The 13853-nt window shown below is 39.4% G+C and carries 8 protein-coding genes; 3 read left to right on the top strand and 5 right to left on the bottom strand.

The window, feature by feature from the left end; genetic code table 11:
* Positions 1 to 10 precede the first annotated feature (10 nt).
* From QNH29_RS02490 to QNH29_RS02480, 3 genes are all read right to left on the bottom strand, one after another.
* Entirely contained in the window at positions 11 to 784 is a 774-nt protein-coding gene (locus QNH29_RS02490) for an IclR family transcriptional regulator (RefSeq protein WP_283863286.1), read from the bottom strand.
* A 192-nt stretch (positions 785 to 976) separates the two neighbouring features.
* Entirely contained in the window at positions 977 to 1246 is a 270-nt protein-coding gene (locus QNH29_RS02485; RefSeq protein ID WP_283863285.1) for an iron-sulfur cluster biosynthesis, read from the bottom strand.
* A 19-nt stretch (positions 1247 to 1265) separates the two neighbouring features.
* Entirely contained in the window at positions 1266 to 2099 is an 834-nt protein-coding gene (locus QNH29_RS02480) for a TetR/AcrR family transcriptional regulator (RefSeq protein WP_283863284.1), read from the bottom strand.
* A 100-nt stretch (positions 2100 to 2199) separates the two neighbouring features.
* Here QNH29_RS02480 and QNH29_RS02475 point away from each other — a divergent pair, with 100 nt between their 5' ends.
* Positions 2200 to 5283, top strand: coding sequence for an efflux RND transporter permease subunit (locus QNH29_RS02475; protein WP_283863283.1), 3084 nt, complete (start codon positions 2200 to 2202; stop codon positions 5281 to 5283).
* A 104-nt stretch (positions 5284 to 5387) separates the two neighbouring features.
* Here QNH29_RS02475 and QNH29_RS02470 read toward each other — a convergent pair whose 3' ends face one another.
* A complete protein-coding gene (locus QNH29_RS02470; protein WP_283863282.1) occupies positions 5388 to 5909 on the bottom strand; it encodes a YehS family protein in 522 nt (173 codons plus the stop codon).
* A 57-nt stretch (positions 5910 to 5966) separates the two neighbouring features.
* A complete protein-coding gene (locus QNH29_RS02465; RefSeq protein WP_283863281.1) occupies positions 5967 to 6674 on the bottom strand; it encodes a M48 family metallopeptidase in 708 nt (235 codons plus the stop codon).
* Positions 6675 to 6856: 182 nt separating this feature from the next.
* Here QNH29_RS02465 and QNH29_RS02460 point away from each other — a divergent pair, with 182 nt between their 5' ends.
* Positions 6857 to 9160 (top strand): N-acetylmuramoyl-L-alanine amidase, encoded by a 2304-nt coding sequence (locus QNH29_RS02460; protein ID WP_283863280.1) that lies wholly within the window; start codon positions 6857 to 6859, stop codon positions 9158 to 9160.
* A 215-nt stretch (positions 9161 to 9375) separates the two neighbouring features.
* Positions 9376 to 13803: an endo-1,4-beta-xylanase gene (locus tag QNH29_RS02450; protein ID WP_349654881.1), complete on the top strand. Its 4428-nt coding sequence runs from the start codon at positions 9376 to 9378 to the stop codon at positions 13801 to 13803.
* Positions 13804 to 13853: the final 50 nt, after the last annotated feature.

Genomic DNA, 13853 nt, shown 5'->3' with positions numbered 1-13853 from the left:
TTAGCTACTTTTAAAAGACGTTCCCTTTATAGCCTAAGGACCTTGATATATCAGAAGCAGCTCCCTTAATCCCCGCTATTACTTTCGGAAGCTTTTCTTCATCAAGTCTCATTTTAGGTGCCGCACAGCTTATTGAAGCGATTACATTTCCTTTATGATTGAATATCGGTGCTGCAATACATTTGAGTCCCAACTCGATTTCTTCATCATCAACCGCATATCCAGTCTCACGGACAGAAACTAAATGCTTTTTTATCTCATTAACATCGGTCATCGTGTACTCTGTGAATGCTTCTAGACTTGCTGCTGATAACAGCCTATCAACCTCATTTTCACTTAAATGAGCAAGTATTGCCTTCCCCACACCTGTACAATGAACAGGTGCTCTTTTTCCTATATGAGAGTAGATTGTAAGGGCTCTTGGACCTTCTACTTTTTCAATATAAATAACTTCATCACGCTTTAATGTAACCAAGTGAACGGTTTCATTTAATTCAACAGCTAAATCTCCGATAATCGGTCTGGCTATGTTTCCAATATCGAGATGTTTACCCACGAAGTTACCTAATGTAAAAAGTTTTATTCCGAGCTTATACTTCAAATCCTCTGGATTCTGCTCAAGATACCCTCTATGTTCTAGAGTCTTAATGATTCCATGAACTGTGCTTTTTGATAGTTGAAGCTTATCAGATATTTCTTTAACACTAAGCTCCGGATTTGTTGATAAAAACAATTCAAGGACATCAGCTGCCCTTTCAATCGATTGAATGAGGCGTTCAGACATTACCATCCTTCTTTCATTCGCCATTGTCGAACGGCGTTCGTAAATATTTAATCAATGTATTTATACTACCTCGCAACAACTAGTATGTCAATAAAATTGGATACATTATTCTTAAGGGATACGTTGCATTTCTATAGCAAAATAAAAAGAGCTCATTCTTTTTAGATTGAGCTCTTTTTGGTTTATAGAATATTAAATGACTTCAAATTGTTTAAAACCAGTTTGATCTGGCATAAAATCAAGTTTTTTATCACGAAAATAATGACATTCACCTTTGTCGATGATGAAATGAAGATCATCTTTTATTATCTCACTATCATTAACTTCTATCGTTCCTTCTACTGTTACTTTCACTTTCATGAAACAGCTTTTACGCATTTGTAATCGGATAAACTTTGCAGAATCCGATGATTCCAGCCGGTTCTGTATTTCCGTTTTTGCAGCCTCTGTTAAAATAAACACCGTTAGCCCACCTTTTACACTACATATTAAAAAAACTACCCAATAAATACGCAATCCATTTGGTTTGGGGATGATTTCGAATATTTTCTAGTAACCCCTTAATAATTGCCCGCCCATATGTTGGTTCATGCAGCTGCTGTTTTAACAGTATTAAGGATTCCTTTTCTACTGACTCTTCCATTTCTTTTATTTCTTGTTCCAACGTTAAGAGAATCTGGTCTTTTGTTAAATCCTCTAGTGCCGGCTCTTCAAGCACCTCAATCAGTCCTTTTGAAATAAAAGGAACGGTCGAGTTTCTAGCAAGCAGATTTGTTTTTTCTACCAATGACGTTGACAATAAATCCAAATCTAATGGTACGTTATAAAACAAAAATAGATGAGAATACATACTCATAAAGCCTTTGATACAAAATACTAAATCATATTTTATCTCTTTTACTTCATCATCTCCATACAACCGCTCGACCATTGAAAGAATGGTTTTTTCCATTAATCTATCATAGTAACGCATCTTTACGATGAAATCCTCATTAAAAGAACGAGATTGCTCCTTGATAAGTATTTTCCCAAAGTCAGAATGCTTTTGAAATGTGTTGAATATCGCATAATAAAAGTTATATAGGAGATTTTCTCCATCCTTCGCGTTTCTGACTAGATAGTCAATTTCAGTGGTAAATTGAATCATAAAGTGATCAATTATCTCGTTAATTAATTCATCTTTTGACTTGAAAGATAGATAAAAAGCACCTTTAGAAATGCCGCAGTGCTCTGTAATCTGTTGGACAGATGTAGCTTCAAACCCCTGTTCAGCAAATAGTTCTATCGCTTTTTCCATAATCAGTTGTTTTTTCATTGTTCATTCTTCACTCCTAGGTTCAATCGTTGACAGATGACCGGTTAGTCAGTATTATAAGTAAATGGGTTAGATAAGTCAATTAAGGGTAGGTGTAAGTGTGAAAGGTTTAGTCAACTTTGTTCTCGGAAATAAACTAGCGGTTTGGTTACTTACGATTATTATAACAGTATCTGGTATTTATTCAGGTACCCGAATGAATATGGAGACCATTCCAGATATTTCGATTCCATACTTAATGGTAATGGATGTATACCCTGGGGCAACTCCAGAACAAGTAATGGAAGACGTATCGAAACCTCTAGAGAAAGCTATAGAAAACCTCAAGGGTGTTAAATCCGTTTATTCCAATTCAAATGCTAATATGGCCAGTCTTCAAGTGGAATATGAGTACGGTGAAGATATGGACGAGGCAAATCGTGCATTAAAGTCTGCCCTAGAGGCCGTGAAGCTGCCTGAAAATGCACAAGAGCCGATTATTACAGCCATTAGTATGAACATGATGCCAGTTGTTGCACTTAGTGTAAGCAGTACAACAGAGGATATCGTTGAATTAACGTCGACTGTTGAGGATAATATCCTTCCAAAAATTGAAAAAATTGATGGTGTTGCCTCTGCCACCATTACAGGTCAACACATTGAAGAAGTTCAACTGACGTATAACGATACCAAAATGGCTGAATTTGGTTTAATAGAAGATACTGTCAAGCAAATGATTCAAGCAAGTGACATGGCTGTTTCATTAGGTCTTTACGAATTTGAAGAAGGCGAACAAGCTGTAGCAATTGATGGGAAGTTCATGACCGCGGATGAATTAAAGGGAATGCTGATTCCAGTAACACCTTCAGCAACACAGCCTTCTCCATTTGTAAAGCTTAGCGACATTGCTGAAATTAAAGTCATTGGTAAAGTACAATCGATTTCACGTACCAATGGTGAAAATGCGATTGCCATTCAAATTGTTAAAGGTCAGGAAGCAAACACGGTAGATGTTGTAAACAGTGTGAAGGATTTAATCAAGGAACAAAAGGAAAAAATTGAAGGTCTTGTCATCGATGTATCTCTCGATCAAGGAGAACCAATTGAAGAATCAGTAAAAACAATGGTTGAGAAAGCACTTTTTGGCGGTTTAATTGCGGTATTAATTATACTTTTATTCCTTCGTGATTTTAAATCAACCATTATTTCGATTGTGTCAATTCCAGTTTCCATTTTCATGGCATTACTGCTGCTGAATTGGATGGAGATTACTCTCAATATAATGACGCTCGGTGCCGTTACGGTTGCCATCGGCCGAGTAATCGATGACTCTATCGTGGTAGTTGAAAATATTTATCGACGTCTTCATTTAAAAGAAGAAAAATTATCAGGGCGCGCGCTTGTCCGCGAAGCAACCATTGAAATGTTCAAACCAATTCTGTCATCAACATTAGTAACTGTTGCCGTATTTGCACCGCTTATCTTTGTTGGCGGAATGGTCGGTGAGCTATTCACACCGTTCGCACTAACCATGACCTTTGCTCTTGGTGCTTCGTTAGTTGTTGCGATTACGATCGTCCCTGCTTTGTCTCACTTCTTATTTAAGAAAAAACTATATGGAGAGAAGGCAGAAAGCAGTCATAAAGAAGTTGGTAAACTAGCGAACTGGTATAAAGGTGTCCTTGGCTGGACGCTGAACCATAAAATTATTACCTCCGTTATTGCGGTTGTTTTATTAGTTGGCAGTTTAGGATTAACTCCATTAATTGGATTCAGCTTTATGGGCAGTGAAGAAGAAAAGGTTATGTACTTGACGTACACACCAAAAGCTGGTGAGTTAAAGGATGAAACATTAGCAAATGTTGAAGCAGTTGAGGAAGAAATGCTTAAACGTGATGATATCGACATCGTTCAGATTTCTGTTACCGAAACTGGAGATCCGATGGCCGCTATGATGGGCGGCGGCGGAGATGGTGCGTTAATGTACCTGATTTTTGACCCAGATATGGAAAACTTCCCAGAGGTCCGTAAAGAAATTGAAGAATATGTGTTTAATATCGGACAGACAGGCGAATGGAAATCACAGAACTTTGCTCCTACATCGATGGCTTCAAATGAAGTCAGCTACACTTTCTACAGTGAAGATTTAGATAAACTAAATGAAGCTGTAAAGATGGTAGAAGGTGTTCTGAGCAAAAATGACCGTTTAGAAGATATTTCTTCAAGCGCGGAGGAAGCATACGTTGAATATACATTCAAAGTGGAACAGGATCAATTGCTGCAGTATGGTTTAACAACTGGCCAAATCGTCATGATGTTAAACCCTGTAAAAACGCAAGATGTATTAACAACGGTTGAAAAGGACGGCAACGAATTAGAAGTAATCGTTCAGCAGGAACAAGCTGCACAACCAAAATCAATTGACGATATTTTAGCAACACAAGTACCAACAGCACTTGGTACGACAATGCCTCTTTCTGAGCTAGTAACAGTTGAAAAGGGTACAACATTAAATACTCTTTCACGCAGCAAAGGTGAATACTATGCAACTGTTTCAGGAACCATCCTTGATAAGGATATCTCTAAAGCAACAGCTGAAGTTGATAAAGAAATTGATAAATTAGATTTACCTAAAGGTGTTACCATTGGCGTTGCCGGTGTTCAGGCAGATATGACGGAGACATTTACACAGCTTGGTATGGCAATGCTTGCTGCGATTGCGATTGTATACTTTATCCTAGTTGTAACTTTCCGTGAAGGTGTCGCACCGTTTGCGATCCTTTTCTCATTACCATTTGCAGTTATTGGTTCATTCGTTGGTTTATTAATCGCAGGTGAAACCATTTCTGTATCTGTCATGATGGGATTATTGATGTTAATTGGTATTGTTGTAACAAATGCCATTGTACTGGTTGACCGTATTATTCATATGGAACGTGATGGTATGAGTATGCGTGAAGCAGTACTGGAAGCAGGTGCAACACGACTTCGTCCAATCCTGATGACAGCTATCGCAACAATCGGTGCGCTAATTCCATTGGCAATCGGCCAAGGCGGCGGCGGTTTAATCTCGAAAGGACTTGGTATTACAGTAATCGGCGGTTTAGCAAGTTCAACATTATTAACACTAATTGTTGTACCAATCGTTTATGAAGTATTATCGAAAATATTTAAGAAGAATCGTAAGGATATTATAGAAAACTAATTAAAAAGCCCTGTAAGGTGGCATTCTCACTTTGCAGGGCTTTTGTTTGTATTATTATTTAATGGGGTCTTATTCAGACTCCTCTTGCTTCAGAAATTTCAGCTTCAGCTTCTATATTTTAAAGTTAATCCTTTTAAGAAATTTCTAGCGTATTTGTCAAGGCATTGCTTATAATTCTTATGGCCTTCTTTTCTAAGCATCGCGCTTAGTTCACCTTTTGTTATGTTAATTCCTGCTTTTTCAAAGATATCAAGCATATCTTCACTAGTTAACGCCAGCGCGATTTTCACTTTTTTCAACAGCTGGTTATTAATACTTTCTTTACTCTTCGCAGGTACTGGGGTTTCAGGCTGTCCAGGCTTTGGTTCTTGCTTGCCTCTTTTAAACGTAATAAAGCCATTTAAAAACGACTCCAACATACTATTCGTGCATTTAATATGCTCCTCATCTTCTGCAATATCATCATCGTAATCTTCTTCGTCGTAACTGTCCTTTGGCTTCGTAAGGACTTTTAGGACATCCTCTTTTGCCACTTCAATACCGCCTAGGTTAAATATCTCAACCATATCGGTATCTTTAATATCTAGTGCATATCTTAATCGAATTAATATATCATTATTCTCCATTTATAAACCTCCAATAAGATTGGCTATTTACATAGCACAAGTATATCCATTTCAAATTTAAACAGTCATTTTCCAACTGGATAAGGCTAACCAGTTCTCCTGCTGTTTATAATCGGGAAGTATTTTTCCAACAAGCCGCCAAAAAGAACGATCATGATTCAGATGGACCATATGACACATTTCATGGACAACTACATAGTCAACCACGCTCTGCGGCGCCATTGCAAGCCGCCAATTAAAGGTTAACTGCAGCTTCGAATCACAGGTTCCCCAGTTGGTCTTATTATCTGTAATTTTGATAGACCGTGGCTTTGTCTTGAAATTGCTTTGATACGTTTTAATACTCCTCTCGACTAACATTTTACATTGCTGATAGTAAAACCGTTTTAATGCTTGTCTTATTTTTTCATCCTCCAGATGTTTCACATATATATGTAGTTTTTCCTCATCAAACACGATATAGTCTTGCTGGATATTTATATCATGTGAAATCTGGATGGGATATTCTTCTCCTAAATAAAGAAAACTCTCGCCATGCTCATAGGACTTTACCTTTGGTCCATGGTTCCTATCCTTTATTTCTTTTCGTTTTTGCTGGATCCAATCCCATTTTTCTTCTAAAGCTTGAATGACGCGGTCATCGGAAATTCCTCTGGGAGCCTGAACCTCAACATTCCCATACAGATCTATAGAAATGCTCATTGATGTACGGTTTTTATACTTTATTTCAAAATGAATGGTTTGCCCTAAATAATTATGAATCATTTCAATCCCCTTATTGATTCCTTAAATCACTACTAAACTTAAACATATTTCGACAAATGAAGCAAGTTGGATTCATCCGAATAAAGTCATTAATTGTAAATATATGTTTTTTTTTAATTTAAATAATAGTATTATAGAATAGTATAATTCGGATAGATTAATAGCTAAAGAAAGGAGAAGATATGAAGTTAAATAAGGTTTTTGCAGTTATTTTCATGGCGGCAATTGTAATGTTTCTGTATCTAAAAATCCCACTGTATGCCTCAGCGCAAACAACTGCCATTGGATTCATGGATAAGCCTGTCTCAGGTACATCACTAATTGGGACGCAAAAAGTGTATGGCTGGTTTCTTGATGTGAGCGGAGTTGAAAAAATAGAAGTGTTAGTGGACGGGACTGTCGTTGGTGAAGCTTTCTATGGGGACGCTCGGCCGGATGTCCAAAAGGCTTATCCACAATATAAAAATGGAGAAGCAGGCTTTCACTATAACCTTGATACCACCAGATTTATCGATGGTCAACATAGCATTTCTGTAAGGAGTACTGGAAAAGACGGGCAAATTACAACATTGCCAGCTAGTACAATAACCATCGATAACGCCCTAGGATTTTTAGATGGCCCTACTTCTGGATCTACTGTTAATGGAACTCAAAACGTTTATGGTTGGTTCTTAGATAAGAGTGGAGTCGGAAAAATAGAAGTATTAATGGACGATGCGGTCGTTGGCCAAGCAGCCTATGGCGATGCCCGACCGGATGTCCTAAAGTTTTATCCTCAATATAAGAATGGGAATGCAGGATATCATTTTGCTCTAGACACAACTAAATTTACGGATGGTCAACATACAGTTGCCATCAGAGAAACTGGAAAGAACGGGCAAGTCACAACGCTACCCGCGAATACATTAACGATTGATAATGCCTTTGGATTTTTGGATAAGCCGTCAGCTGGTTCGACCATTAATGGCACTCAAAACCTTTATGGATGGTTCTTGGATCATAGCGGCGTTGCAAAAATTGAAGTATTAGTGGATGGCGCTTTAGTTGGCCAGGCAGTCTATGGCGATTTGAGACCTGATGTCCAAAAATTCTATCCTACTTTCAACAATGGAAAAGCAGGCTATCATTTTGCTCTGGATACTACCAAATTTCCAGATGGCCAGCATACCGTAACAATCAAAGAAACAGGTAAAAACGGATATGGCACCACATTGACTAATCGCACGGTAACAATTGACAATGCCTTAGGATTCTTGGATAAACCTGTTTCTGGCTCAACGCTTTATGGGACCCAAAATGTTTATGGCTGGTTTTTGGATGAATCCGGGGTCGAAGCTATAGAAGTTTTGGTAGATGGCACTGTGGTAGGTCAGGCTTCCTACGGTGACGCACGGCCAGATGTTGAAAGATTTTACCCTCAATACAACAATGGCAGAGCAGGTTTTCATTTTGCTCTGGATACTACCAAATTTGTAGATGGCAAGCATATAGTAACAGTTAGAGAAATCAGCAAGAACGGTACAGTTACTACTATATCTGACCGCAGCATAACCATTCAAAATGCTTTTGGTTTTCTGGATAGTCCTTTGACTGGTGCAACACTTAGAGGCGATCATAATGTGTACGGCTGGTTTTTGGATAAAAGCGGGGTTGCTAAGATAGAAGTGATAGTGGACGGTTCTGTTGTTGGTCAGGCTGCCTATGGAGATACGCGGGCTGATGTCCAAAGATTTTACCCTGAGTTCAACAATGGAAAAGCGGGTTTTCATTTTACTCTTGACACCGCCAAATTCCCTGACGGCCAGCATACGATTGCCATCAGAGAAACAGGTAAAAACGGTATCGTTACAACACTTCCTGCCAATACTGTAACGTTTAATCAAAAAGCCTATAAGATATTTTTAGATCCGGGACATGGCGGCTCTGACCCAGGGGCAGTAGCTGGAGGATATAAAGAAGCAAACTTGAATTTGGCTGTTGCAAAAAAAGTTCAAGCACTTTTATTAAACCAAGGCTATACCGTTTATATGTCTAGAATTGACAATACCTATGTCTCATTGCTAGACCGTTCTATAATGGCTAATAATTTAAAGGCTGATATTTTCATAAGTATTCATACGAATTCCACTGCAGGAGGAGGAGACACTTCTGCGAATGGCATTGAATCATACTTCTATGAATTTGATCCAGATTACCCATCGAAAATTAATGATGAATGGCATGATAATCCTGACAGAATCGCAAAAAGTATGAAACTTACAACCTTCATTCAGCAAAATATGATTGAATATACAGGCGCAAATAATCGTGGTACAGACGGGGATACCTTCTCTGTTCTCCGCGAGTCCGCTATGCCTGCAACGTTAACGGAGATTGGTTTTATCAACAATGCCAGTGAAAGGCAAAAGTTAATTACAGATTCCTATCAGAATAAATTGGCTAAAGCTATTGCTGACGGCGTTATCGAGTACTTTAAAGTTTATTAATATACGGGTAGGACTAGAAATTTAGTAAATTTCTAGTCCTATCTTTTTTTTGCGAGTATCAGCCTAAAGCATATTTACTTTTTTAAGTATAATCTTTAGTTTTTACCGGTTAAATATTTAGGGCACCAAGCTAGAATTATAGAATGAGAGGAGGTTTGCTTTATTAGAGTGCTTTACCCGTTATATTAAAAACCTTAATTGGGGGAATGCAGAAAATGAGGAGAAAGTTGAAAAGATTTATTTCATTACTCTTAGTGGCGATTTTGATTGTCCCATCAAGCTGGATGACACAGGCTGCAGCAGCAGAAACCAATAATGACATTCCAGTTCTTCTGTATCATCGGGTTGTCGAAAATCCTACTAATCAATGGACTGATACCAGCATTGAAAAGTTTAAACGGACTATGCAGTATTTAAATGAAAACGGTTACACAACCTTATCAGCAGAACAATATGTAGCTATCATGGAAGGGACTGCAACGGCTCCTGAAAAGCCGATTCTGCTAACCTTTGATGACGCTACACCCGACTTCATTACCAATGCTCTTCCAGTCTTAAAACAATATAATATGAACTCCGTTCTGTTTGTTGTCAGTGACTGGATTGGCGGAAGTTACAGTATGTCAACAGAACAATTGCAAAGCCTCACAAATGAACCTAGTGTCAGCCTCCAGAATCATTCCAAAACTCATGAACAAACACTGGTTTGGAACTCTGATATAACCCTGGAAGAAGCCTCCCAAGAAATTTCAGCAGCGAACGTATACTTAAAGTCTATTACAGATAAAAATCCAGTCCTAATGGCATATCCTTATGGCGCATATAATTCAAACGCAGAAGCAGCAAATCGAGAGAATGGTATTAAATACGCATTTAAGGTTGGATACCCTAACTCAGGGAATTATGCTATTGGGCGTCATTATGTCATGATGGATACGACTCTAGCACAAATTGCTTCCTGGATTGGCGGTCCAGCGCCTGCACCTGTCGTCCAGCCAGGAACAGAAACAGTCTTTACTGAAACCTTTGCCAATGGCATGGGTGTGGCAGTACAAGCGGGTAACCCACAAGTAACCCACGTTTCTGGTAAAGTTTTTGCTGGCAATGAAGATGGAAAAGCGATCTCTGTTAGCGGCAGGACGAACAACTGGGACGGTGTTGATATCCCATTCAGCAGTGTCGGTATGGAAAACGGCAAAACGTATAGTATTACAGTTACTGGTTTTGTTGATAGCAGTGTGAGTGTTCCTGCGGGTGCACAAGCTTTACTGCAAAATGTAGACAGTTATAAAGGTTTGTATGTTGCTGCAGATTTTTTAGCAGGACAGGCTTTTACTCTAACGGGTAAGTATACCGTTGATACCAGCAAAGATAGAGCATTACGTATTCAATCAAATGATGCTGGGAAAAATATCCCCTTTTATATTGGAAACATCTTAATTACAACTGAAAAAACGACTGCACCTGAAACGGATCGAGTAGTATTTCACGAAACATTTGGAGCTGGTCTTGGTCTTGCTTCACAAGCGGGAAGTGCGAAATTGACTTCTGTTTCTGAGTTCGTTTTTGAAGGCAATAGTGATGGAAAAGCAATTTCTGTTAATGGTCGAACAAATAACTGGGACGGCGTTGATATCCCGTTCAGCAGTGTCGGCATGCAAAATGGCAATGCCTATACGATTACAGTCACTGGTTTTGTTGATAACAGTGTAAGTGTTCCTGCAGGTGCACAAGCTTTACTTCAGAATGTAGACAGCTATAACGGTTTGTATGCAGCGGCAGATTTTAAGGCGGGGCAGCCATTCACTTTAACGGGGCAATATACCGTAGATACCAGCAAAGATAGAGCACTGAGGATACAATCCAACGATGCAGGGAAAACCGTTCCCTTCTATATCGGAGATATTCTAATCACCGAGAAGGCAGCTTCTGGCGGCGGCGGTGACGAAGAAAGACCACCAGCACAAGCCCTTGCACCCATTACTTTTGAAAATCAAAATGAAGGTGGGTTTGAAGGCAGAGCGGGCAGTGAGACTCTGACGATAACCAATGAAGCCAATCACACTGAAGGCGGGTCCTATGCATTGAAGGTTGAGGGCAGATCCCAAGCTTGGCATGGTCCAGCTTTACGTGTAGAGAAATATGTTGACAAGGATTCGGAATATAAAATTTCAGCCTGGGTGAAGCTGATTTCACCAGCAACTTCACAGCTTCAGCTTTCTACACAAGTTGGCAATGGCGGTACTGCCAGCTACAATAATCTACAAGGTAAAACAATCAGCACGGAAGACGGCTGGGTTAAGCTTGAGGGAACATACCGTTATAGCAGTGTAGGTGATGAGTTTTTAACCATTTATGTAGAAAGCTCAAATAATAGCACAGCATCCTTTTATATTGACCATGTCACTTTTGAACCGACTGGTTCGGGTCCGATTGAAGTTCAAGATTTGACACCAATAAAAGATGTTTATAAAAACGACTTCTTAATTGGAAACGCTGTCTCAGCATCTGATTTTGAGGGTAATAGACTTAAGCTGCTTAAAATGCACCATAATGTTGTGTCAGCGGAAAATGCTATGAAGCCAGATCAGGCGTATAACGAGAATAGACAATTTGACTTTACAGCCGAGGATACACTTGTTGATAAAGCTTTGGTAGCGGGTCTCAAGATCCATGGTCACGTACTCGTTTGGCATCAGCAGTCGCCGGAGTGGTTATTTTCAGCTGCAAACGGCGCACCTTTAAGCAGAGAAGAAGCTCTAGCAAATTTAAGGAACCACGTTAAAACAGTTGTAGAACATTTTGGTGACAAGGTGATTTCTTGGGACGTGGTCAACGAAGCGATTATCGATAACCCGCCGAATCCAAGTGATTGGAAAGCATCACTTCGTCAGTCCGGCTGGTATAAAGCGATTGGTCCAGACTTCGTAGAGCAGGCCTTCCTTGCAGCGAAAGAGGTTGTTAATGAAAAAGGCTTGAATATTAAGCTATATTACAATGACTACAACGATGATAATCAAAGCAAAGCTGAAGCCATTTATCAAATGGTGAAAGAAATCAATGAAAAGTATGCAGATGAGCATAATGGCGCTCTCCTCATTGACGGTATTGGTATGCAGGCGCACTACAATAAAAACACCAATCCGGAAAATGTTAGACTCTCCCTGGAGAAGTTTATCTCCTTAGGTGTCGAAGTAAGTGTGACTGAACTTGACATTACCGCTGGAACCAACAACGTACTTACTGAAAAAGAGGCAATTGCACAGGGGTATTTATACGCGCAACTATTCAAAATCTACAAACAACACGCCGATCATATCTCTCGTGTAACGTTCTGGGGACTAAATGATGCTACCAGCTGGAGAGCTGCACAAAGTCCATTGTTGTTTGATAAAGACTTGCAGGCAAAACCAGCTTATTATGCGGTTATCAACCCAGAAAAATTTATTGCAGAAAATCAACCTGAGGTAAGAGAGGCTAATCAAGGAAGTGCGGTTTCCGGCACACCAATGATTGATGGAACTGTCGATGGTATTTGGAGCAAGGCAGCGGAACTGCCGATTAACCGTTTCCAAATGGCTTGGCAGGGAGCAAACGGTGTTTCCAAGGTCCTCTGGGATAAAGAAAACCTATATGTTCTAATTCAAGTTAGTGACTCCCAGCTTGACAAATCTAGCCCAAATCCATGGGAACAGGATTCAATTGAAGTCTTTGTGGACGAGAATAATGCAAAGACATCTTCCTACGAAGATGGTGATGGACAATATCGAGTAAACTTTGACAATGAAACTTCCTTTAACCCTGTAAGAATTGGAGAAGGTTTCGAATCTGCAACCAAAGCATCAGGTAATGGCTATACCGTTGAAGTAAAGATTCCTTTCAAAACCATAACACCAGATAACAATACGAAAATCGGTTTTGATGTTCAGATTAATGATGGTAAAGATGGTGCTCGTCAAAGTGCTGCAACATGGAACGATTTAACTGGTCTAGGATATCAGGACACTTCTGTGTTCGGCGTCTTGACGCTGATTAAAATAGACACCGTTTCTCCTGTAACAACCGATAACGCCCCAGAAGATTGGGTAAACAAAGATGTTACGGTTACTTTCAGCGCAAATGATGATGATTCCGGTGTGGCTGCGACCTATTATACAGTTGATAATGGGGCCGTACAAAGCGGAAACTCAGTCACTATCTCCGACGAGGGTGTTCACACTCTAACCTATTGGAGTGTAGACAACGCTGGAAACAGTGAACCAGTAAAGACAAAAACAATTAAGCTGGATAAGACTGCACCAACCTTAACTATTAAATTAGACAAAACAATATTATCACCTGCAAATCAAAAGATGGTGCCGATAACGGCTGCTATTAATGCTTCTGACGCTTATTCTGGAATTCATTCAGTAATGTTAACTTCCATTACTAGCAATGAAACCATTCAATCAGATGATATTCAGAACGCCAATTATAATAAACCGATTTCCGGTACTACAGATTCCTTTAAACTTCGTGCAGAAAGACTAGGGAATGGTAATGGACGTGTTTACACCATTACTTATACAGCAACAGATAATGCAGGTAATACGGTAACAAAGAGTGTTGAGGTTTTAGTTCCTCGCGACAACTCAAAAAAGTAAAATGAGAATACGAAAACACCCTGAATATGTCTTGTTCAGGGTGTTTTCGT

This window comes from Neobacillus sp. DY30, from assembly GCF_030123065.1.
Lineage (GTDB): Bacteria > Bacillota > Bacilli > Bacillales > Cytobacillaceae > Neobacillus.
The sequence above is the reverse complement of the archived record's forward strand: the minus strand, read 5'-3'. Positions and strand labels throughout refer to the sequence as shown.

Bases quoted from the DNA above. Each gene is read 5' to 3' on its own strand.
- QNH29_RS02490 (WP_283863286.1), bottom strand. From the start codon at position 784: ATGTCTGAACGCCTCATTCAATCGATTGAAAGGGCAGCTGATGTCCTT.
- QNH29_RS02480 (WP_283863284.1), bottom strand. From the start codon at position 2,099: ATGAAAAAACAACTGATTATGGAAAAAGCGATAGAACTATTTGCTGAA.
- QNH29_RS02470 (WP_283863282.1), bottom strand. From the start codon at position 5,909: ATGGAGAATAATGATATATTAATTCGATTAAGATATGCACTAGATATT.
- QNH29_RS02465 (WP_283863281.1), bottom strand. From the start codon at position 6,674: ATGATTCATAATTATTTAGGGCAAACCATTCATTTTGAAATAAAGTAT.
- QNH29_RS02460 (WP_283863280.1), top strand. From the start codon at position 6,857: ATGAAGTTAAATAAGGTTTTTGCAGTTATTTTCATGGCGGCAATTGTA.
- QNH29_RS02450 (WP_349654881.1), top strand. From the start codon at position 9,376: ATGAGGAGAAAGTTGAAAAGATTTATTTCATTACTCTTAGTGGCGATT.